This window comes from Burkholderia sp. 567, assembly GCF_040545115.1.
Taxonomy (GTDB): Bacteria; Pseudomonadota; Gammaproteobacteria; order Burkholderiales; family Burkholderiaceae; genus Burkholderia; species Burkholderia ambifaria.
This window is the reverse complement of sequence record NZ_JBEPLG010000015.1, coordinates 1-20,550: the sequence shown is the minus strand read 5'-3', so window position 1 is coordinate 20,550 and position 20,550 is coordinate 1. Positions and strand designations below refer to the sequence as shown.

At 66.7% G+C, this 20,550-nt stretch carries 18 protein-coding genes; 4 read left to right on the top strand and 14 right to left on the bottom strand.

From position 1 onward, the window contains the following. Positions 1-108 precede the first annotated feature (108 nt). The 4 genes from argC to ABIC50_RS31210 all read right to left on the bottom strand — a co-directional run bounded on the left by argC (position 109) and on the right by ABIC50_RS31210 (position 3,568). A complete protein-coding gene (gene argC, locus ABIC50_RS31225) occupies positions 109-1,059 on the bottom strand; it encodes an N-acetyl-gamma-glutamyl-phosphate reductase (protein ID WP_012362872.1) in 951 nt (316 codons plus the stop codon). Between the two features lie 200 nt (positions 1,060-1,259). Next, positions 1,260-1,832, bottom strand: coding sequence for a flavodoxin family protein (locus tag ABIC50_RS31220; protein WP_334042694.1), 573 nt, complete (start codon positions 1,830-1,832; stop codon positions 1,260-1,262). Positions 1,833-2,039: 207 nt separating this feature from the next. Next, positions 2,040-2,642 carry a YbhB/YbcL family Raf kinase inhibitor-like protein gene (locus ABIC50_RS31215; RefSeq protein ID WP_175792224.1) on the bottom strand — a complete coding sequence of 201 codons (603 nt, stop codon included), beginning with the start codon at positions 2,640-2,642 and terminating at the stop codon, positions 2,040-2,042. 239 nt (positions 2,643-2,881) lie between these two features. Continuing rightward, entirely contained in the window at positions 2,882-3,568 is a 687-nt protein-coding gene (locus tag ABIC50_RS31210; RefSeq protein ID WP_006752465.1) for an orotate phosphoribosyltransferase, read from the bottom strand. 460 nt (positions 3,569-4,028) lie between these two features. Between ABIC50_RS31210 and ABIC50_RS31205 the strand changes: the two genes are divergently transcribed. Continuing rightward, a complete protein-coding gene (locus ABIC50_RS31205) occupies positions 4,029-6,299 on the top strand; it encodes an NADP-dependent malic enzyme (RefSeq protein WP_105832052.1) in 2,271 nt (756 codons plus the stop codon). Positions 6,300-6,435: 136 nt separating this feature from the next. Here ABIC50_RS31205 and ABIC50_RS31200 read toward each other — a convergent pair whose 3' ends face one another. Then, positions 6,436-10,026, bottom strand: a complete 3,591-nt coding sequence (locus ABIC50_RS31200; RefSeq protein ID WP_354168632.1) for an indolepyruvate ferredoxin oxidoreductase family protein — start codon at positions 10,024-10,026, stop codon at positions 6,436-6,438. Between the two features lie 320 nt (positions 10,027-10,346). Here ABIC50_RS31200 and ABIC50_RS31195 point away from each other — a divergent pair, with 320 nt between their 5' ends. Then, positions 10,347-10,538 (top strand): hypothetical protein, encoded by a 192-nt coding sequence (locus ABIC50_RS31195; RefSeq protein ID WP_354168631.1) that lies wholly within the window; start codon positions 10,347-10,349, stop codon positions 10,536-10,538. 114 nt (positions 10,539-10,652) lie between these two features. Here the strand turns inward: ABIC50_RS31195 and hppD are convergent, their stop codons facing one another. Beyond that, positions 10,653-11,750, bottom strand: a complete 1,098-nt coding sequence (gene hppD, locus ABIC50_RS31190; protein WP_105785749.1) for a 4-hydroxyphenylpyruvate dioxygenase — start codon at positions 11,748-11,750, stop codon at positions 10,653-10,655. Positions 11,751-11,963: 213 nt separating this feature from the next. Between hppD and ABIC50_RS31185 the strand changes: the two genes are divergently transcribed. Continuing rightward, complete coding sequence (locus tag ABIC50_RS31185) at positions 11,964-12,488, top strand: Lrp/AsnC family transcriptional regulator (RefSeq protein WP_011655746.1); 525 nt, start codon at positions 11,964-11,966, stop codon at positions 12,486-12,488. Positions 12,489-12,555: 67 nt separating this feature from the next. Here the strand turns inward: ABIC50_RS31185 and ABIC50_RS31180 are convergent, their stop codons facing one another. The 8 genes from ABIC50_RS31180 to paaA all read right to left on the bottom strand — a co-directional run bounded on the left by ABIC50_RS31180 (position 12,556) and on the right by paaA (position 18,824). After that, positions 12,556-13,203 (bottom strand): GNAT family N-acetyltransferase, encoded by a 648-nt coding sequence (locus ABIC50_RS31180; RefSeq protein ID WP_011655747.1) that lies wholly within the window; start codon positions 13,201-13,203, stop codon positions 12,556-12,558. A 234-nt stretch (positions 13,204-13,437) separates the two neighbouring features. Then, on the bottom strand, positions 13,438-14,043 hold the full coding sequence (locus tag ABIC50_RS31175) for a TetR/AcrR family transcriptional regulator (RefSeq protein ID WP_011655748.1): 606 nt from the start codon (positions 14,041-14,043) through the stop codon (positions 13,438-13,440). Positions 14,044-14,065: 22 nt separating this feature from the next. After that, the gene (locus tag ABIC50_RS31170; RefSeq protein ID WP_354168629.1) at positions 14,066-14,881 is read right to left on the bottom strand and encodes a DUF1835 domain-containing protein; all 816 of its coding nucleotides are present in this window, start codon (positions 14,879-14,881) and stop codon (positions 14,066-14,068) included. Positions 14,882-15,011: 130 nt separating this feature from the next. Further along, positions 15,012-16,100 (bottom strand): 1,2-phenylacetyl-CoA epoxidase subunit PaaE, encoded by a 1,089-nt coding sequence (gene paaE, locus ABIC50_RS31165; protein WP_192720254.1) that lies wholly within the window; start codon positions 16,098-16,100, stop codon positions 15,012-15,014. A 2-nt stretch (positions 16,101-16,102) separates the two neighbouring features. Continuing rightward, entirely contained in the window at positions 16,103-16,666 is a 564-nt protein-coding gene (gene paaD, locus ABIC50_RS31160; protein ID WP_175680019.1) for a 1,2-phenylacetyl-CoA epoxidase subunit PaaD, read from the bottom strand. A 25-nt stretch (positions 16,667-16,691) separates the two neighbouring features. Beyond that, on the bottom strand, positions 16,692-17,495 hold the full coding sequence (gene paaC, locus ABIC50_RS31155; protein WP_354168627.1) for a 1,2-phenylacetyl-CoA epoxidase subunit PaaC: 804 nt from the start codon (positions 17,493-17,495) through the stop codon (positions 16,692-16,694). Positions 17,496-17,505: 10 nt separating this feature from the next. After that, entirely contained in the window at positions 17,506-17,790 is a 285-nt protein-coding gene (gene paaB, locus ABIC50_RS31150; RefSeq protein ID WP_006752453.1) for a 1,2-phenylacetyl-CoA epoxidase subunit PaaB, read from the bottom strand. 35 nt (positions 17,791-17,825) lie between these two features. After that, positions 17,826-18,824, bottom strand: coding sequence for a 1,2-phenylacetyl-CoA epoxidase subunit PaaA (gene paaA / locus ABIC50_RS31145; RefSeq protein ID WP_011655753.1), 999 nt, complete (start codon positions 18,822-18,824; stop codon positions 17,826-17,828). A gap of 200 nt (positions 18,825-19,024) precedes the next feature. On the opposite strand from paaA, the gene ABIC50_RS31140 reads away from it, so the two are divergent. Continuing rightward, positions 19,025-20,293, top strand: coding sequence for an SGNH/GDSL hydrolase family protein (locus ABIC50_RS31140; RefSeq protein WP_354168626.1), 1,269 nt, complete (start codon positions 19,025-19,027; stop codon positions 20,291-20,293). Positions 20,294-20,550: the final 257 nt, after the last annotated feature.

Genomic DNA, 20,550 nt, shown 5'->3' with positions numbered 1-20,550 from the left:
GAAAGCTTGTAAATATTTGTAAATGCACGAGCCGGATTTTATATATTGCCTGCGACGCATAAATAAAAAGCCGGCCAGCGGCCGGCTTTGCATCGCGTGCAAGCGGGATCAGCGGTTGAGGCCCGCATCCTCGGCGGCGCCGATGTTCAGGTTCATGCACTGGATCGCGGCGCCCGATGCGCCCTTGCCAAGGTTGTCGAGGCGCGCGACCGTGACGAAGCGCTCTTCGTTGCCGAACACGAACAGGTCGACGCGGTTCGTGTCGTTGTTCGCCTGCACGTCGAAGAAGCCGCTGTCGAGATTCGCGTCCGCGTTGAACGGCGCGACGCGCACGAACGGTTCGTCCGCGTAGTACTCGGCGAACACGCGCTGCACGTCCTGCGGCGTCGCGCGTTTCGCGAGCTGTTCGGGCGTGAAGTAGGTCGTCACGGCAAGGCCCTTCAGGAACGGCCCGACGATCGGCGTGAAGATCGGCGCGTGTGCGAGGCCCGTGTGCGCGGCCATTTCCGGCAGGTGCTTGTGCGCCAGCGCGAGCGCATACGGACGCGGGCTCGCGAGCTTGCCGCCCGGCGCCGCGCTTTCGTATTCGGCGATCATCGACTTGCCGCCGCCGCTGTAGCCGGTGATCGAGTAGCTGTGCGCGGCGAAGGTCGGCGCGACGATGCCCGCGTCGACGAGCGGACGCATCGCGAGCACGAAGGCAGATGCGTGGCAGCCCGGCACGGCGATGCGCTTCGACGTGCGAATCTTCTCGCGCTGCGCGCGGGTCAGCTCCGGCAGGCCGTATGCCCAGTCGGCGCTCGTGCGGAACGCGGTGCTCGCGTCGATCAGCGTCGTGTCCGGGTTCTCGACCAGCGATGCCGATTCGCGCGACGCGACGTCCGGCAGGCACAGGAACGTGACGTCCGACGCGTTGATCAGGCGGCGGCGCTCGTCGACGTCCTTGCGCTTCGCTTCTTCGATGCGCAGGATCTCGATGTCGTTGCGCGCCGACAGGTATTCGAAGATCTTGAGGCCCGTCGTACCTTCCTGGCCGTCGACAAAAACTTTGGTGCTCATTTCGTTCTCGCTGAATGAAACGGGAGCCGCGGCGCCCTGAAACCGCCATTTTAAGACGTCATCCGGCGGACCTGCACCGCACGGGGCGAAAAAAGACGGCCCGCGGGCCGTCTTGCGTCCCTTTCACGCGCGTGCGCTGCGCTGCCCCCCGAACCGCGAACCCGCGACCCGCGAACCGCGGCGCGAGCGAGTGGGCGCGTTCAGCGGCCGCCGGCCAGCCAGCGCGTCGTCGCGTCGGCGACGCGCGCGCCGAACGCCTTCGCGGTCTCGAGGTCGCCGGGCAGCGGGCCCTCGTCGGGCGTCGCGTCCGCCGGCGACTGCGCGAGCAGGCCCGTGAAGCCGCCGACGTAGTTGATGTCGTTGCGCGTGGCCGCCTTCGAGTTGGCCGGCATCATGCCCGTGCCGACCCATACCATTCCATGTTGCATCGCCAGCGTGACGAAATACTGAATCGTCGAGAACTTGTCGCCGTTCATCGTCGCGGAGTTCGTGAAGCCCGCGGCGATCTTGTCCTTCCATTTCTGCGTGAACCACGGTTTCGACGTGGCATCGGCGAATTGCTTGAACTGCGCGGACGGGCCGCCCATGTAGGTCGGCGCGCCGAAGACGATCGCGTCCGCCGCGTCGAGCGCGGCCCAGCCTGCGTCGTCGAGTTCGCCGACGGCGATCAGGCGCGCGGTGGCGCCGGCATCCTGCGCGCCCGCATGGACGGCCTCGGCCAGTTTCTGCGTGTGACCGTAGCCGCTGTGATAGACGATGACGATGTTCGACATGAAGCGTTCTCCGGAAGGGGACGAAAGGGCAGGCGTCGTGGCCTGCCGCGACACGCGCCGCACTCGGGCGGCGCGACCGATGCACGGCGGGATGCCGCGAGCGGTGCAGCGGAGTCTAGCAAGCCGAAATGACGGGAGAAAAGCGTGCGTCGCACGCACGGGATTTCACTGGCGCGGGCCATCGCGACGCCGGACGTGCGCGACCGCTTACTGCCCGTAATTGACCGTGAGCCGGGCGGTGCCGATCGTCAGCGTCCCGATCTCGTGCTCGAACATCGGGGCGGGGCGGCCTTGCGCGACGCGCAGGTCCGTGCCCTTCAGCGCATGGACGGTGATCACGTAGCGGTGCGGCTTGCCGGGCGGCGGGCACGGGCCGCCGTAGCCGTCGATCCCGAAGTCGTTGCGCGCTTCGCTCGCGCCGATGCGCCGCAGGAAGCCCGACGCGCTCGCATCGGCCGGCACGCTCGTGACGCTCGCCGGGATGCCGGTGACGGCCCAGTGCCACCAGCCGTGCCCCGGCGCATCGGGATCGAAGATCGTGATCGCATAGCTGCGCGTGCCGGGCGGCGGATTGTGCCAGCTGAGCTGCGGCGAGCGGTTCTCGCCCTTGCAGTCGCCGCGGTCGAACACGTTCGCGGCGGGCACGCGCCCGCCGGGCGTCAGCGCGTCGCTCGACACGGTGAACGGGCCTTCGGCCCGCGCGCGCGGAGCGGCGAACGCAATGCAAGCGGCAGCGCAGAGAACGGCGACGATGAACGGAGACGGACGACCCGGGCACGCAGGCGAAGTGATCCGGCGATCCACACGCATATGGCGCTTCTCCCGTCACGTGAACCGGATCGATGCTCCCGGCATTGTTGGCGTTGTGCGTTGCCTGCGCAGCTAATGGAGGCGATGGATCAAGTCTAGCATTAGGGTTCGATGAGCGACGCATGCCATTGCCCGCAATCGGGCGCGGCGTGATGCGGATCGACGGACGAAAAAAAGCCGCTCGCGATCAGGCGAGCGGCTCTTTCAGCCAGGGTGCCGGCCTGCGGGCCGGCGCGGCGTCATTCCTTCGGGGCCGTGGCACCGCCGTGCGCGGCCGACCACTCGGCCGGCGCGTGCAGGAACTTCTCGACTTCGTCGAGCGTCTTGGTCTCGAAGTAGCCCGATGCCTTCGCGACGCGCAGCACGTCCCACCAGGTCGCCAGCGCGTGCAGGTCGACGTCGATGTCCTTCAGGACCGACACGCTTTCCTTGAAGATGTTGTAGTGGAACAGCACGAAGCAGTGGTTCACCGTCGCGCCCGCGGTGCGCAGCGCGTTGACGAAGTTGATCTTGCTGCGGCTGTCGGTCGTCAGGTCTTCCACCAGCAGCACGCGCGAGCCTTCTTCCAGATGACCCTCGATCTGCGCGTTGCGGCCGAAACCCTTCGGCTTTTTGCGCACGTACTGCATCGGCACCATCATGCGATCCGCGAGCCATGCCGCGAACGGGATGCCGGCCGTCTCGCCGCCCGCCACCGAGTCGATCTGCTCGAAGCCGACGTCGCGCATGATCGTCGTTTCCGCCATTTCCATCAGCGCACGACGCACGCGCGGATACGAGATCAGCTTGCGGCAGTCGATGTAGACGGGGCTTGCCCAGCCGGACGTGAAGATGAACGGTTTTTCGGCGTTGAAGTGCACCGCCTGCACTTCGAGCAGGATTTTGGCGGTCGTATCCGAGATCGACTGACGATCGTAGCCTGTCATGGGCATTCCTTGGGTGATGAGCGAAGAGCGGGCGCGGGCCCGGCGGCGCAGCAAGGGGAACCTGCCGGAGGGGCGGGGGTGCGATCGGCGGGCCAATCGCATCGCTGCGCGCGTAGCCCGCTATTTTACCCGATTCGGGCCGGTTTTCGGCGGAACTCGCGCAGGTTCGACGCGCAGCTCACCACCGGCGAAACAAACGGGGCACGATCACGCGGACGCCGATGCCAGGGATGCCGCGGTGCACCAACAGAGGTCATTTAGGGGGTGTACACTAGGCGACCCTTAGAAATCGTTCAGTACTTTGTACTTCCTCTTGCCCACCCGCCAAGGTTCGGTGGCGTGCCGACCCGGTGCGTCGCGAGCCGTCTCGCAGTCGACCATCCCCTCGATCCCGGCAGACGCGGCTCAAGGTGCTGTGTACTGAACCGTCAAAATTTCGCATGTCTCTCGCAGGTCAATCATGGACGAACAACTGAAGCAGGCCGCACTCGCTTATCACCTGAACCCGAAACCCGGCAAGATTTCGGTCACACCGACCAAGCCGCTGTCGAACCAGCTCGATCTGTCGCTTGCCTATTCGCCGGGCGTCGCCGCTGCGTGCGAAGCGATCCACGCCGATCCGCTCGACGCGCAGAAGTACACGTCGCGCGGCAACCTCGTCGGCGTCATCACGAACGGCACGGCCGTGCTCGGCCTCGGCAACATCGGCCCGCTGGCCGCGAAGCCGGTGATGGAAGGCAAGGGCTGCCTGTTCAAGAAATTCGCGGGCATCGACGTGTTCGACATCGAACTGTCGGAGTCCGACCCCGACAAGCTCGTCGAGGCGATCGCGATGCTCGAGCCGACGCTGGGCGGCATCAACCTCGAGGACATCAAGGCGCCGGAATGCTTCTACATCGAGCAGAAGCTGCGCGAGCGCATGAAGATCCCGGTCTTCCACGATGACCAGCACGGCACCGCGATCATCGCGTCGGCCGCGATCCTGAACGGCCTGAAGGTCGTCGGCAAGAACCTCGCCGACGTGAAGCTCGTGTGCTCCGGCGCGGGCGCGGCAGCGATCGCGTGTCTGGACCTGCTCGTGAACCTCGGCCTGACGAAGTCGAACATCCTCGTCGCCGATTCGAAGGGCGTGATCTACGAAGGGCGCGGCAACCTCGACCCGTCGAAGCAGCGCTATGCGGCGACCACCGACGCGCGCACGCTCGCCGACGCGATCGTCGGCGCGGACGTGTTCCTCGGCTGCTCGAGCGCGGGCGTGCTGAAGCAGGACATGGTCAAGACGATGGGCGACCGCCCGCTGATCCTGGCGCTCGCGAACCCGGAACCGGAAATCCGCCCGGAAGACGCGAAGGCGGTGCGCCCGGACGCCATCGTCGCGACCGGCCGTTCGGACTACCCGAACCAGGTCAACAACGTGCTGTGCTTCCCGTTCATCTTCCGCGGCGCGCTCGACGTCGGCGCGACGACGATCACGGAAGAAATGAAGCTCGCGTGCGTGCGCGCGATCGCCGAACTGGCCCAGGAAACCGAGCAGAGCGAGGAAGTCGCGAAGGCGTATGAAGGCCACTCGCTCGAATTCGGGCCGGAGTACCTGATTCCGAAGCCATTCGATCCGCGCCTGATCATCAAGATCGCGCCGGCCGTCGCGCAAGCCGCGATGGATTCGGGCGTCGCCACGCGCCCGATCCAGGACATGGACGCGTACCGTGAGCAGCTCGGCGCGACCGTCTACCGCACCGGCATGGTGATGCGTCCGGTGTTCGCGACCGCGAAGCAGAAGCAGGCGCGCATCGTGTTCGCCGAGGGCGAGGACGAGCGCGTGCTGCGCGCCGCGCAGTTCGTGCTGCTGGAAAAGATCGCGAAGCCGATCATCATCGGCCGTCCGTCGGTCGTCGAGATGCGCCTGCAGAAGATCGGCTCGAAGCTGAAGGCCGGCGTCGATTTCGAGATCGTGAATCCGGAAGACGACACGCGCTACCACCGCTACTGGCAGGCGTACCACGAGATCGGCGCGCGCGACGGCGTCACGCCGGAAGTCGCGAAGGCCGCGCTGCGCAAGTTCAACACGCTGATCGGCGCGATGCTCGTGCACCTGGGCGATGCGGACGGGATGATTTGCGGGATGATCGACACGTACCACACGCACCTGAAGTTCATCGAGCAGGTGCTGGGTCGTGCGAACGGCGCCGAGCACTACGCGGCGATGAACCTGCTGATGCTGCCGGGCCGCAACCTGTTCATGTGCGACACGTACGTGAACGAAGTGCCGAGCGCGGAACAGCTCGCCGACATGACGATCCAGGCTGCCGCCGAGATCGAGCGCTTCGGCATCACGCCGAAGGCCGCGCTGCTGTCGAACTCGAACTTCGGCAGCGCGCCGTCGTCGTCGTCGCGCCGGATGGCGGAAGCCCGCAAGCTGATCAGCGAGCGCGCACCGAACCTCGAAGTCGACGGCGAAATGCACGGCGACGCGGCGCTGTCCGAAGCGGTCCGCAAGGCCGCGTTCCCGGGCACGACGCTGTCGGGCGAAGCGAACCTGCTGATCATGCCGAACGTCGAAGCGGCGAACATCGCGTACAACCTGCTGAAGATGGTCGGCGGCGAAGGCGTGACGGTCGGCCCGTTCCTGCTCGGCGCGGCGAAGCCGGTTCACATCCTGACGCCGGCCGCGACCGTGCGCCGGATCATCAACATGACGGCCGTTGCCGCCGCGAACGCGAACACGAAGTAAGTTCGCGCCCGCGTGGGCCGCGCATCACGCGCGGCGCCATGAAAAACGCCACGGAACCCGCGTTCCGTGGCGTTTTTTTGTGCCCTGCTTGCCGCACGGGGCGGGCGTCCTGACCGCGAACGCCCGCCCCGTACCGTTACGCGACCTGCTGGCTCGTCTGCCCGGCCGTCGGCGAACGCCACTGCGCGAGCAGCGTGTTCCACTTCTGGCGCACCGCGCGCAGGTTGTTCTCCTTCACGTGGCCATAGCCGCGAATGCCGTCCGGCAGCGCCGCGAGCTCGAGCGCGAGCGGGCGGTTGGCCGCGTTCAACTTGCCGAGCACTTCGCCAATCAGCGCTTCGTACTCGCCGATCAGTGCGCGCTCGGTGCGGCGCTCCTCGGTGCGGCCGAACGGGTCGAGCCCCGTGCCGCGCAGAAACTTCGCCTTCGCGAGCAGCCGGAACGTGGACATCATCCACGGGCCGTACGCCTTCTTCACGAGATGGCCGTGTGCATCCGTCTTCGCGAACAGCGGCGGCGCGAGGTGGAATTTCAGCTTCCAATCGCCTTCGAACTGCGACGACAGGCGGGCGAGGAACGCGGGATCGGACTGCAGCCGCGCGACCTCGTATTCGTCCTTGTACGCCATCAGCTTGAACAGATTGCGTGCGACCGCCTCGGTCAGCGGCTCCTGCACGGCGTCGCCGTCCGCCAGCGCGCGTTCGGCCGCTCGCACCCGGTCGACGAAGGCGGCATAGCGCGCTGCGTACGCGGCGTTCTGGTACGCGGTGAGGAACTCCACGCGCTTCGCGATCAAGGCATCGACCGCCTTCTTCGTGTGCAGCGCGATCACCGTCGCGCCCTGCACGGGGCGCGCGTCGCCGGCCGCGGCCTGCTTTACGCTCGCGAGGTCGTGCGCGGCGCGGCGACCCCAGTCGAACGCCGCCCGGTTCTTCTCGACCGACACCGCGTTCAGCTCGATCGCGCGTTCGAGCGACGCGAGCGTGAGCGGTAGCCAGCCTTTCTGCCACGCGTAACCGAGCACGAACGGGTTCGTGTAGATCGCGTCGCCGAGCAGCGCGACCGCGAAGCGGTTCGCGTCGATGAAGTCGACGGCCGAGCCGGCCGCCGCGCGGATGTCGTTCTCGGCGGACACGCCCGGGAACGCCCAGTTCGGGTTCTTGATGAACTCGGCGGTCGGCGTCTGCGCGCTGTTGACGACCACGCGCGTCGTGTCATGCCGCATCCGCGACGTGCATTCGTCGCCGGCCGTGACGATCGCGTCGCAGCCGATCACGAGGTCGGCTTCGCCCATCGCGATTCGCGTCGCGTGGATGTCGGTCGGCGCGTGCGAGATCTGCACGTGGCTCATCACGGCGCCGCCCTTCTGCGCGAGGCCCGTGACGTCGAGCACGGTCACGCCCTTGTTCTCCAGGTGCGCGGCCATGCCGAGCAGCGCGCCGATCGTGACGACGCCCGTGCCGCCGACGCCCGTGACGAGCACGCCGTAGGCGCGATCGATCGCCGGCAGCGCCGGCTCGGGAATCGGCGGCAGCGCGCCGCCGTCGACCGATACGGCCTTCGGCTTCTTCAACTGGCCGCCCTCGACCGTGACGAAGCTCGGGCAGAAGCCCTTCAGGCACGAGAAGTCCTTGTTGCAGCTCGACTGGTTGATCTGGCGCTTCGTGCCGAATTCGGTTTCGAGCGGCTCGACGGACAGGCAGTTCGACTGCACCGAGCAGTCGCCGCAGCCTTCGCACACCGCGTCGTTGATCACGACGCGCTTCGCCGGATCCGGATACGTGCCGCGCTTGCGGCGGCGGCGCTTCTCCGTCGCGCAGGTCTGGTCGTAGATCAGGATCGTCGTGCCGGCGATCTCGCGCAGCTCGCGTTGCACGTCGTCGAGCTGGTCGCGGTGATGGATCGTCACGCCCGGCGCGAGCAGCGCCTTCTGGCCGTCGTACTTTTCCGGCTCGTCGGTGACGATCACGATCTTCTTCGCGCCTTCGGACGCGAGCTGGTGCGTGATCTGCGGCACCGTCAGCACGCCGTCGACCGGCTGGCCGCCCGTCATTGCGACGGCGTCGTTGTAGAGGATCTTGTAGGTGATGTTCGCCTTCGACGAGATCGCCGCGCGCACCGCCAGCAGGCCCGAGTGGAAATAGGTGCCGTCGCCGAGGTTCGCGAACACGTGCTTTTCGTCGGTGAACGGCGCCTGGCCGATCCACGGCACGCCTTCGCCGCCCATCTGGCTGAAGGTGCTCGTGCTGCGGTCCATCCACACCGTCATGTAGTGGCAGCCGATCCCGGCGATCGCGCGCGAGCCTTCCGGCACGTTGGTCGACGTGTTGTGCGGGCAGCCCGAGCAGAACCACGGCTTGCGCTCGGTCTGCACGTGCGGCTTCGCGAGCGCCATTTCCTTCGCGTTGATCACCGCGAGCCGCGCGGCGATGCGCGCGCGCACGTCGGACGGCAGCTCGAACTTCTCGAGGCGCGTCGCGATCGCCTTCGCGATGATCGCGGGCGACAGTTCGTAGTGCGCGGGCAGCAGCCAGTTGCCCATCGGCACCGACCATTCGCCGCCGGCGCCGTCCTTCTCGTCGAACTTGCCGAATACGCGCGGGCGCTGCGCATCGGGCCAGTTGTACAGCTCTTCCTTGATCGCGTATTCGAGGATCTGGCGCTTTTCCTCGACGACGAGGATTTCGTCGAGGCCGCGCGCGAAGGCCTGCGCGCCTTGCGCCTCGAGCGGCCACACGCAGCCGACCTTGTAGAGGCGGATGCCGATCCGCGCGCAGGTTTCGTCGTCGAGGCCGAGGTCGCTCAGCGCCTGGCGCACGTCGAGGTACGCCTTGCCGCCCGTCATGATCCCGAAGCGCGCGGTTGGCGAGTCGATCTCGATCCGGTCGAGCTTGTTCGCGCGCACATAGGCGAGCGCCGCGTACCACTTGTAGTCCAGCAGCCGCGCTTCCTGCACGAGCGGCGGGTCGGGCCAGCGGATGTTCAGGCCGCCTTCCGGCAGGATGAAGTCGGTCGGCAGCACGATCTCGGTGCGATGCGGGTCGATGTCGACCGACGCCGACGATTCGACCACGTCGGTCACGCACTTGAGCGCGACCCACAGGCCCGAGTAGCGGCTCATCGCCCAGCCGTGCAGGCCGAAGTCGAGATATTCCTGCACGTTGGACGGGAACAGCACCGGCAGCCCGCAGGCCTTGAAGATGTGTTCGGACTGGTGCGCGAGCGTCGACGATTTCGCCGCGTGGTCGTCGCCGGCGAGCACCAGCACGCCGCCGTGCGGCGACGAGCCGGCCGAGTTCGCGTGCTTGAACACGTCGCCGGTGCGGTCGACGCCCGGCCCCTTGCCGTACCACATGCCGAACACGCCGTCGTACTTCGCGCCGGGGTACAGGTTCACCTGCTGCGAGCCCCACACGGCGGTGGCGGCGAGATCTTCGTTGAGACCGGGCTGGAAGACGATCTGGTGGGAGGCGAGGTGCTGCTTGGCCTTCCACAGCGAGAGGTCGAGGCCGCCGAGCGGCGAACCGCGGTAACCGGAGATGAAGCCGGCCGTGTTGAGGCCGGCGGCGCGGTCGCGTTCCTGCTGGAGCATCGGCAGGCGCACGAGCGCCTGGATGCCGCTCATGTACGCGCGGCCGCGTTCGAGCGTGTATTTGTCGTCGAGCGTGACGGACTTCAGCGCGGCTTCGAGCGAAGCGCGTTGGTCTGCGTCTAGCGGGGCATTCATTGAACAGTCTCCTCCACCCAGTTTGGGATCACCAAAGCTTCAAGTGCGTCGACGTCTTGTGAACGTCTCGGCAGTGGCCGGCATATTGGCCGGTTTTAAGCGATGGTAGCACTGGGATAAACCCGTCGCCCACCGGCCGGTTGGCCACCGCGCGTCGACGAAACGGCGTGCCGCCATGCGTTACATCATGTAAAAGCATGTAAAGCCGGCCCCATCTTCGTACAAATGCCGTTAATCTTGTCGGCCTGCCGGAGGTGCCCGGCCGCGTCGGCCCGTTCCGACGCAACCGGGGAGGCGCCGGCAGTTTTTAAGGAGGTGCAATGAACACACGTCATATCCAGAGTTTCCTGATCGTGTCCACGGCGTTTTTCGCGATGACCGGCCCGGTGCACGCGCGCGGCGCGAGCGCACTGGCGGCAGCCGGCGCGCAGATGCGTCAGATCGCGCCGGCGCAGGACGCAGCCGCGCAGCCGGCCGAGCGCGCCATCGCAGCGAAGGCGAACGTGCGTTGATCCGTTCGCGCGGCCGCCGGGCCGCGCCGACACGCGCAGAACGACAAAAGGGCGGGAATCGCAAGATTCCCGCCCTTTTTTCTTGTGCCGCCGATATGCGCGCGGCCGTCTGCGTCAGGCCTTGTCCTGGACCACGCCGCGGCGGATCTGATCGAGCTCGATCGATTCGAACAGCGCCTTGAAGTTGCCTTCGCCGAAGCCCTGGTTGCCCTTGCGCTGGATGATCTCGAAGAAGATCGGGCCGATCTGGTTCTCGGTGAAGATCTGCAGCAGCAGGTCGTCGCGGGCGCCGTCGATCAGGATCTTGCGCTTCTTCAGCTCGTCGAGCGATTCGCCGTGGTTCGGCACGCGGCGGTCGACCAGCTCGTAATAGGTGTCGATCGTGTCGAGCAGCTTCACTTCCTTGCCGCGCAGGCCGTCGACCGCGCCGTAGATGTCGTTCGTGCCGAGCGCGATGTGCTGGATGCCTTCGCCGTGATACGCGTCGAGGTATTCCTGGATCTGGCCGGCCGTGTCCGAGCCTTCCTCGTTGATCGGGATCCGGATCTTGCCGCACGGCGACGTCATCGCCTTCGACTTCACGCCCGTCACCTTGCCTTCGATGTCGAAGTAGCGCACTTCGCGGAAGTTGAACAGGCGCTCGTAGAACTCGGCCCATTCCTGCATGCGGCCGCGATGCACGTTGTGCGTCAGGTGGTCGATGTAGGTGAGGCCGTGGCCGGCCGGGTTCGGGTTCGCGCCGGCGATCGGCTCGAAGTCGACGTCATAGATGCTGATGTCGCCGATCGCACCGGGCTGCGCGCCGTTCTTGCCGCGCCAGCGGTCGACGAAATAGATCAGCGAATCCCCGATGCCCTTGATCGCCGGGATGTTCAGCTCCATCGGGCCCGTCTTGTTGTCGAAGCCCCACGCGCCGAGGTCGAGCGCGTGCTTGTACGCCTTCGCGGCGTCCTGCACGCGAAACGCGATCGCGCAGATCGACGGGCCGTGCAGGCGCGCGAAGCGTTGTGCGAACGAATCGGGTTCGGCGTTGATGATGAAGTTGATGTCGCCCTGGCGGTAGACCGTCACGTCCTTGTGGCGATGGCGTGCGATCGCGGTGAAACCCATCCGCTCGAACAGCTGTCCGAGCGCTTTCGGATCCGGTGCGGTGTATTCGATGAATTCGAAGCCGTCGGTGCCGACGGGATTCTCCCAGTTGGGGATCTGCATGCCGTGTCTCCTGTGTGCGGTGCGAGCGGCCGGGGCGAGGTGGGGAACCCGGCCGGTTTCAAGTCGAAGGAGATGCGTGCCGCGGCGCGCGCAACGCATCGCTCCATGCGACAAAGTGTAGCGGGCAGAGGAGAGCGTAAACTTGCGAACTTAATTGTCCGTGCCTACGATGGCGCAATTTACAGTCTCGAAATAATCATCGGAGGGCAGAAAATGGCGCAAGCCGAATTGGATGCCATCGACCGGCGGATTCTCGCGATTCTCCAGGAGAACGGCCGCCTGTCGAACCAGGAGATCGCCGAGCGCGTGAACCTGTCGCCGAGCCCGTGCCTGCGGCGAATCCGCCGGCTCGAGGAAATCGGCGTGATCACCGGCTACGTCGCGCTGCTCGATCCGCAGAAGCTCGGGCTCGACCTGCTCGCCTATGTGAGTGTGCGACTCGAGAAGCGGGGCGGCCTGGCGCCGGTCCGGGCCGACGAGACGTCGGCGCGCGCGGGCGCGACCCACGCAGAACTGTTCCGCGCGGCCGTGCAGACCTGGCCGGAAGTGGTCGCGTGCCATGCGATGACGGGCGACATGGATTACCTGCTGCGCGTGCAGGTCGAGGACATGGCGCACTTCTCCCGCTTCGTGCAGGAGCATTTGCTGCACCACCCGTCGGTGATCGACGTGAAGACGAGCTTCTCGCTCGAGTGCTTCAAGGAGACGACGGCGTTGCCGATCCGGTCGGTACGCTAGCGCGCGGCGGGGAAGAGGGCAAGGAAGAAGGGCCGGGCGCCCCGCGGGGCAGCCCGGTCGGCCGATGTCACGCCGTCAGCGTGGCGGGCATCAGCGATTCGATGAACTTCGACGTGCGGTGCGCCTGGCGCTTCAGCGCATAGTCGAACACCGCGGCCTGTTCCTGCAGCATCTCGGCGAGGATCGTCGAGTGGTCGGCCGGCGGCAGCGACAGGTACGCATCGGCTTCGCCGTACGCGTATTCGATGCGCATCCCGGACTTCTTCGCGATGTGCATCATCGTCGCGTTGCGCGACAGGCAATGCATGTACAGCATCGTCACGCGGGTGTTGCGGCTGCGGATCGCCGCGCGCTCGAACAGCTTCGAGCCGACGCCGCGGCCGCGGGCGCTTTCGAGCACCGACACGCCGAATTCGGCCGTGCGCTTGTCGCCTTCGACCGGCAGGTAAGCCAGGTGGCCGACGCCGATCAGTTCGAGCGCATGGTCGAACACGCCGAACACGGTGTCGCGCCCGAAGTCGAGCGTCCGGACATAGTTCTCGATCACGTGGTCGGGCACCATCTGGCCGAAGCGCAGCAGGCGGTCCTCTTCGTCGAGCGAGAGAAAGTGGGTGAGCATGCGCTCACGGTCTTTGGAAGCCAGTTCCCTGACGAGAACCGGCGCAGTACCGGCGTGGCCGACGGCATCGGCACGGCGGTTGGATTGCGTGTTCATCGTGGGTTCCTCAGTGTGGTGCTGCACAAATGTGTTGTGCGACGCAGCGCATTTTACCCGAGCGGGGTTGGGGAAAACCCGTATTTGACGTTATTTGTGCTGAGGGGAAATTCTAAATCCGCTTAGTTAATTCGTTATCTATTTGATTTTTAACGGATTTAAAATTCATCATATGAAATGCGCGGCGCGCTGCCGCAGTGTGCCCGCCACGCAACGCATGCTGCTCTGCGGCAATCACGCGCCCGCCGACAGCCCCCGCTCCATCAGGTCGATCACCTGTTCGGCGAAGTCGCGGTAGCCGAGACGGCCGCCCGGCTTGAGCCACGTGAACGTCCAGTTGATCATCCCGAACACCATCATCGTGACCGACGTCTGGTTTTCCTTGGAGATCCGGTCCGGATACGCGCGCGCGAGCTGGCGCGCGAAGGCCGCGACGATGTCGCGCTGGCGGTCCAGCACGATTTCGCGCTGCGCATCCTCCAGATACTTCACGTCGTTGAGCAGCGCGACGTGGCGGCTGTGCGACGTCTCGTACTCGGCGAGGAACGCCCGCACCAGTTCGGCGAACGCGTCGCGCTCGCTGAGGCCGCGCCGCTGGCTGGCGCCTTCGACCTCGGCGATGATCAGCATCAACCGTTTCGTGTAGCGGTCGAGCAGGTCGAACAGGATTGCTTCCTTGCTCTCGTAATAGTGATAGAGACGCGCCTTCGACGTGCCGCTCGCGGTCGCGAGATCGGACATCGACGTGCTCGGATAGCTCGTTTGCGCGAATTTCTCGGCGGCGAGATCGAGGATCTGCTCGCGCTGGGATTCGTGGTCGGGCGCTCGGGTACGGGCCATGGTGGAATGCGAAAGAGTAGCGTTAGCGGGGCGCGGCGGGCGCGCGTACCTGCGTGAAAGAGAGGGCGGCCGGCGCGTCGTCCTGCAACTCGAGCCGGCCGGCTGCCGCGAGCTCGCGGCAGCGCCACCACGCGATCGAGTCGCTGACGAACAGCCCGCCGCGGTCGGCGCCGGCCATGATGCCGCCGACGATGCGTTGTGCGGGCTGCCAGCCGGGTTCCGCGTGCGCGGCGATCAGCGCGTCGAGGTCGGCGTACTGGCCGCTCTTGATCGTGTTGCTCACCCAGTAGCGCAACTCGGCATTCAGGTGCTTGGCCTCCTGCCATTCGAGCGCGAGGCGGCCGATGCGCAGCACCGAGACCGGCGCGGCCATCGGCCGTTTGCGTGCGAGCGCCGCCGGCGAGAACATCCCCGTCGAACAGGCCTGGTCGGTGCGGGTCAGCGCCGCGCGCTGCGGTGCGTCCAGGTCGGCGGCCGACAGCCGCACCTCGTTCAGGCGCTGCGGCACGTTGCGCAGGTGATAGGCGACGCGGCGCAGCAGCAGTTTGTCGCCGACGCTCGGCGCGTGCCACACGACCACCTGGCCGGTGTCCATCGCGAGCTGGTCGAGGCGGGCGAACTCGCCCTGGATTTCCGCATTCCAGTCGGGAATCTGATCGCCGAGCACGCGCTGCCAGAAGGCGGCGCGCGTGTCGGGCGTCTCGTCGGCGCCCTTCAGTGGCCCGACCGCGAGATCGTCGAGCAATCCGACGACGCGCTCGTCGCGTCCGGCTTGCGCGAGCGCCTCGCGTAGCGACGCGGCGGCGGTGCCGCCCTGAATCACGTGAATGGTACTCATCGGCCTGTCATCGAACAAAAGAAAACCGCCGGACGGGCGGACGCGATGACGTCCAGCCGGCCGGCGGCCCCTAGTGTAAGCGAGATGTGTGACGACGAGAAACCGGCACGCCGCGCCGGTACGACGCCGCTCAACGCTCGTCGAAGCTTACGACGACCTTGTCGCTGATCGGGTGGCACTGGCACGTGAGCACGAAGCCGTCCTTCACTTCGTGTTCCTCGAGCGTGTAGTTCTTTTCCATCCGCACTTCGCCTTCGACCACCTTCGCTCGGCACGTGCAGCACACGCCGCCCTTGCACGCGTAGGGCAACGCGAGGCCCGCGCGCAGGCCGACGTCGAGCAGGCTCACGCCTTCGTACGGCAGACGCAGCTTGCGCTTCTTGCCGTCGAGCACGATTTCGAGGTCCGCGGCCGGCGTCGTGTCGGTGATCTCGACGACGGGGGCGCCGGCCTGCGGCAGCGGCGTGCCGAAGCGTTCGACATGGACCTTCGCCTGCGGCACGCCGGCTGCTTTCAGCGCGGCTTCGGCTGCGTCCATCATCGGCGCGGGGCCGCAGATGAACGCTTCGTCGATCGCGTCGGCGGGCATCAGCGTGGCGAGGAATTCCGCGCATTTCGCCTGGTCGAGGACGCCATTGAACAGCTCGACGTCCTGCTGGTCATCCGACAGCACGTGATACAGGACGAAGCGGTTCATGTAGCGGTTCTTCAGGTCCTCGAGCTCCTCCGCGAACATGATCGCGTCGACGCTGCGGTTGCCGTAGATCAGCGTGAACGTGCTGCGCGGTTCGAGTTCGAGCGTCGTCTTCACGATCGCGAGCACCGGCGTGATGCCCGAGCCGCCGGAGAACGCGACGTACTGCTTGCCGTGATCGGCGTTCAGGTGCGTGAAGAAGCGGCCGTCCGGCGTCATCACGTCGATCGTGTGGCCCGGCTTCAGCGTGTCGAACGCGAAATTCGAGAAACGGCCGCCGCGCACGCGCTTGATGCCGATGCGCAGTTCGCCGTCCCGGTCGTAGTCGGTCGTGCCGACACAGATCGAGTACGAGCGGCGCGTTTCCTCGCCGTCGATATGGGTCTTCAGCGTGACGAACTGGCCCTGCGTGAAGCGGAACGCGTCGCGCAGCTCCGGCGGCACGTCGAAGGAGACGGTAACGGCGTCGGCGGTCTCGGGGCGCACGTCGCGGATACGCAGCGGGTGAAATTGCGGAGTCGCCATGATCAATAGGGTTTGAAGTAGTCGAAGGGTTCGCGGCAGTCGACGCAGCGATACAGCGCCTTGCAGGCCGTGGACGCGAATTGCGCGAGACGCTCGGTGCGGGCGGAGCCGCAGCGCGGGCAAACCGGCGCCGCGACTGGCCGCGGCACGAAACGCACGACGGTTTCCCGTGGCGCGGCGCTGCCGCACTGACCGACGGGCGGCGCGATGCCGTAGGCGCGCAGCTTCTCGCGCGCTTCCTGCGTGATCCAGTCGGTCGTCCACGCGGGCGCGAGCACCGTCTCGATCCGGTGCGGCGGCAGCTCGGCGGCCTGCAGCGCGGCGGCGATGTCCTCGGCGATCTGCGACATGGCCGGACAGCCGGAGTAGGTCGGCGTGATCACGACTTCGAGCAGGCCGTCGTCCGCGCGACGGACGTCGCGCAGGATGCCGAGCTCGCGGATCGACACAACCGGGATTTCGGGATCGGGCACCGCTTCGAGCACATCCCACGCACGCGCGAGCAACGGATCGTGGCGATGCGCGGCGGGCGTGGCGTCGGCGGGTGTGGCGGTCTGGACGGACATCGTCGGGCTCCGTTGGGTCGGCCGGTTACCAGCTCGCGCCGGGGTGCTGGCGCGCGAGGCTCTGCATTTCCGCGAGCAGATAGCCCATGTGCTCGGAGTGCTCGCCCTGCTTGCCGGTCGTCACATGCTGGACGGGTGCCGGCAGGGTGAGCGTCGCCTCCGCGAGCGCATCGTCCACGTCCGCGCGCCACGCGGCTTCGAGCGCGGCCGGTGCCGGTGCGATGCCCAGTGCGGCGACGGCGTCGTCGATCGCGTCGGCCGCGAAGAATTCGCGCGTGTACGGAATCAGGTAATCGAGCGCGGCCTGCGCGCGGCGATGCGATTCGTCGGTGCCGTCGCCGAGGCGCACCAGCCATTCGCGCGCGTGCTGCACGTGATAGCGGGTCTCCTTCACCGATTTCGCGGCGATCGCGGCGAGGTGCGCGTCCGTCGACGTTTCGAGCGCCGTCCACACGTGCAGCATCAGCGTCGCGTAGAGGAAGTTGCGCACGATCGTCACCGCGTAGTCCTTGTCGGCGTGCGCGGTGCCGGCGATCGGGCCGTAGTGCGGCAGCTCGGAGAGCGTGAAGTTCGCGAATTCGCGCTCGGTGCGGAAGTACGCGTAATCGTCTTCCGTCTTCGCCGCGCCGTTGAGCTGGCGCTCGAGTTCGGCTGCGTGCGTATACAGCATGCGGGCCTGGCCGATGAGGTCGAGGCTCATGTTGGTGAGCGCGATGTCTTCCTCGAGGATCGGGCCGTGGCCGCACCATTCGGCGTTGCGCTGACCGAGGATCAGCGCATTGTCCGCAAGGCGCAGCACGTAGGAGAGGTGTTCGGGCGTGATCGTCATGGCGCGGGCGTTACATGTGGTTGACTTCGTCGGGCAGCGTGTAGAACGTCGGGTGACGGTAGATCTTGTCGCCCGCCGGTTCGAACAGCTCGGCCTTCTCGGCCGGATCCGACGCGGTGATCGCCGACGACGGCACCACCCAGATGCTCACGCCTTCCTGGCGGCGCGTGTAGACGTCGCGCGCCATGCGCAGCGCCATCGACGCGTCGGCCGCGTGCAGGCTGCCGCAATGCTTGTGGTCGAGGCCCTGCTTGCTGCGCACGAACACTTCCCAGATCGGCCATTCCTTGTTCATCACTCTCTCCTGAATCTGTATTCGATGGTTGCCGCTCAGGCGGCGTGCTGTTCGGCGCGGGCGCGGCGCTTCGCTTCGTGCGCGAGCGCGGCTTCGCGTACCCACGCGCCGTCGTCGTGCGCCTTCACGCGGGTCGCGAGGCGTTCCTTGTTGCAAGGGCCGTCGCCGTTGACGACGCGCCAGAATTCATCCCAGTCGATCGCGCCGTAGTCGTGGTGGCCGCGCGCGTCGTTCCATTTCAGGTCCGGGTCGGGCAGCGTCACGCCGAGGACCTTCGCCTGGTCGACCGTCGCGTCGACGAACTTCTGCCGCAGGTCGTCGTTCGAGATCCGCTTGATGCCCCATTTCGCGGACTGGCTGCTGTGGACCGAATCGGCATCGCTCGGGCCGAACATCATCAGCACCGGCCACCACCAGCGGTTCACGGCCTGCTGGACCATCGCGCGCTGCGCGTCGGTGCCCTTCATCATCGACAGCAGCGCATCGAAACCCTGGCGCTGGTGGAACGACTCTTCCTTGCACACGCGGATCATCGCGCGCGCGTACGGGCCGTATGTGCAGCGGCACAGCGGAATCTGGTTCATGATCGCGGCGCCGTCGACGAGCCAGCCGATCACGCCGACGTCGGCCCAGGTCGGCGTCGGGTAGTTGAAGATGCTCGAGTATTTCGCCTTGCCGGCGTGCAGCGCGTCGATCAGCGCATCGCGCGAGACGCCGAGCGTTTCGGCTGCGCTATATAGATAGAGGCCGTGGCCGGCTTCGTCCTGGACTTTCGCGAGCAGGATCGCCTTGCGCTTCAGGCTCGGCGCGCGCGAGATCCAGTTGCCTTCCGGCAGCATGCCGACCACTTCCGAGTGCGCATGCTGCGAGATCTGGCGGACCAGCGTCTTGCGATAGGCGTCGGGCATCCAGTCCTGCGGTTCGATCTTGCCGTCCGCGGCCATGACCGCGTCGAACCGCGCCTGCTCGGGCGACTCGGCTGCGGCGTCGAGCGGCGCGACGTTGCCGGGGATGTCGAGGGATTGCGTGTACATGGCGGAGATTCCCGTCCGGTTGAATGTGTGCGAAGTATAAACCAACCGACCGGTCGGTTAATAAATTTCTTGTGCATTTGCGGCAAGACTGGGGTAAACGAGAGGCGTCGGGGCTCGATCGCTGCACGCGAAGGCGGTTCGGCGCGTGAGATCGGCGGCTTCTGCGGCACAATGCCCGCTTTCCGATGAGGATTTCGCCGATGTCATTTCGAAGCAGTTTCGTCGCGACCGTGCTGGGCGCGTCCATGTTCCTGTCGCCGCTCGCGGCCTCGGCCTCGGCCCAGGCCGGTTGGGTCGCCGCGTGGGCGACGGCGTTGCAGCCGATTCCCGACCTCGCTGCGCCGCCGCCGCTCTATCGTGCGCCCGACGTCGCCGGCCGGACCGTTCGGCAGATCGTCTATCCGACCGTATCGGGACATGCCGCGCGAATTCGGGTGAGCAATGCATATGGTCGCGCACCGCTGGTGATCGACGCCGCGGGCCTTGCGCGCGCGGGCGACGGCGCGGCGCTGGCCGATGGGTCGGGCACGGCCGTGCGCTTCGGCGGCAAGGCGTCGGTGACGCTCGGGCCGGGCCAGGAACTCGAAAGCGACCCGGTGACGATCGACGTGACAGCCGGGCGGCCGTATGCGATCAGCCTGCGGATGGGGGCGAACCAGCGGATGACCGTGTGGCACCGGGTGTCGAACCAGTTCAATTACGTATCGGCGCCGGGCGATCACGTGAACGACCCGGGTGCCGGCGCATTCCGCACGCGCTTTACCCAGTATGCATGGGTGACCGAATTGGCCGTCGAGGCCGGCGCCGCGCGGGCGAGTGTCGCGGCGATCGGGGACTCGATCACCGACGGCCTGCGCTCCAGCCTGAACCGCAACCGTCGCTGGCCGGACGCGCTGGCTCTCCGGCTGACCGCGGCAGGTTCGAATACGCTCGGCGTGGTGAATCTCGGGATCAGCGGCAACCGGCTGCTCAGCGATTCGGCGTGCTACGGCACGTCGCTCGCGTCGCGGTTCGAGCGCGATGCGCTTTCGCGCGCGGGGGTGAAGGCGGCGATCGTGCTGATCGGCATCAACGACATCAACTTCGCGACGATGCCGCCCCGGGCGGGGCTCGATTGTGACAGCCCGCATACGCAGGTCACGGCCGCATCGTTGATCGACGGCTACCGCCGGTTGATCGAGGCCGCGCACCGCCAGGGCGTGAAGGTGTTCGGTGCAACGCTTACGGCTGCTGCATTGCCGGCCGGGCGCGAGGCGATCCGGCTCGAGGTGAACCGGTGGATTCGGAGCGGCGGCGGGTTCGACGGTGTGGTCGACTTCGACGCGGTGCTGCGTGATCCGGCGCGCCCGAGTGTGCTGCTGCGCCGATACGACAGCGGTGACGGCATTCACCCGAGCGACGCCGGCTACACGGCGATGGCTGAGGCGGTGCCGATTGAGCAACTGCACGCCGCGGTTGGCGGCAAGTGAAATCGCCCAGTACATATATATAGAGAAAGGGAGTGCGACCAGCCGCCAGCTGCCTCAGGATCGCGGGTGGTGCGTAGTCCGTCGAACCCCCGGCCCCGTGCGCGGCAGCGCACGGGGGCTTTTTCAAAATATTTTCACAAAGGGGTTGCGTCGGCAGGGGCGGGTGCCTACAATCACGCCTCTTTCGCGCTAACGGAAACGCGGCGCGGGAGGAAGGGAAGCGGTGCTGACGGGGAAGGTTGTAGAAGCCCCGGCGC

Excerpts from the sequence above, each read along its gene's own strand:
- argC (WP_012362872.1), bottom strand. The coding sequence starts at position 1,059 with ATGAGCACCAAAGTTTTTGTCGACGGCCAGGAAGGTACGACGGGCCTC.
- ABIC50_RS31220 (WP_334042694.1), bottom strand. The coding sequence starts at position 1,832 with ATGTCGAACATCGTCATCGTCTATCACAGCGGCTACGGTCACACGCAG.
- ABIC50_RS31215 (WP_175792224.1), bottom strand. The coding sequence starts at position 2,642 with ATGCGTGTGGATCGCCGGATCACTTCGCCTGCGTGCCCGGGTCGTCCG.
- ABIC50_RS31210 (WP_006752465.1), bottom strand. The coding sequence starts at position 3,568 with ATGACAGGCTACGATCGTCAGTCGATCTCGGATACGACCGCCAAAATC.
- ABIC50_RS31205 (WP_105832052.1), top strand. The coding sequence starts at position 4,029 with ATGGACGAACAACTGAAGCAGGCCGCACTCGCTTATCACCTGAACCCG.
- ABIC50_RS31200 (WP_354168632.1), bottom strand. The coding sequence starts at position 10,026 with ATGAATGCCCCGCTAGACGCAGACCAACGCGCTTCGCTCGAAGCCGCG.
- ABIC50_RS31195 (WP_354168631.1), top strand. The coding sequence starts at position 10,347 with ATGAACACACGTCATATCCAGAGTTTCCTGATCGTGTCCACGGCGTTT.
- hppD (WP_105785749.1), bottom strand. The coding sequence starts at position 11,750 with ATGCAGATCCCCAACTGGGAGAATCCCGTCGGCACCGACGGCTTCGAA.
- ABIC50_RS31185 (WP_011655746.1), top strand. The coding sequence starts at position 11,964 with ATGGCGCAAGCCGAATTGGATGCCATCGACCGGCGGATTCTCGCGATT.
- ABIC50_RS31180 (WP_011655747.1), bottom strand. The coding sequence starts at position 13,203 with ATGAACACGCAATCCAACCGCCGTGCCGATGCCGTCGGCCACGCCGGT.
- ABIC50_RS31175 (WP_011655748.1), bottom strand. The coding sequence starts at position 14,043 with ATGGCCCGTACCCGAGCGCCCGACCACGAATCCCAGCGCGAGCAGATC.
- ABIC50_RS31170 (WP_354168629.1), bottom strand. The coding sequence starts at position 14,881 with ATGAGTACCATTCACGTGATTCAGGGCGGCACCGCCGCCGCGTCGCTA.
- paaE (WP_192720254.1), bottom strand. The coding sequence starts at position 16,100 with ATGGCGACTCCGCAATTTCACCCGCTGCGTATCCGCGACGTGCGCCCC.
- paaD (WP_175680019.1), bottom strand. The coding sequence starts at position 16,666 with ATGTCCGTCCAGACCGCCACACCCGCCGACGCCACGCCCGCCGCGCAT.
- paaC (WP_354168627.1), bottom strand. The coding sequence starts at position 17,495 with ATGACGATCACGCCCGAACACCTCTCCTACGTGCTGCGCCTTGCGGAC.
- paaB (WP_006752453.1), bottom strand. The coding sequence starts at position 17,790 with ATGAACAAGGAATGGCCGATCTGGGAAGTGTTCGTGCGCAGCAAGCAG.
- paaA (WP_011655753.1), bottom strand. The coding sequence starts at position 18,824 with ATGTACACGCAATCCCTCGACATCCCCGGCAACGTCGCGCCGCTCGAC.
- ABIC50_RS31140 (WP_354168626.1), top strand. The coding sequence starts at position 19,025 with ATGTCATTTCGAAGCAGTTTCGTCGCGACCGTGCTGGGCGCGTCCATG.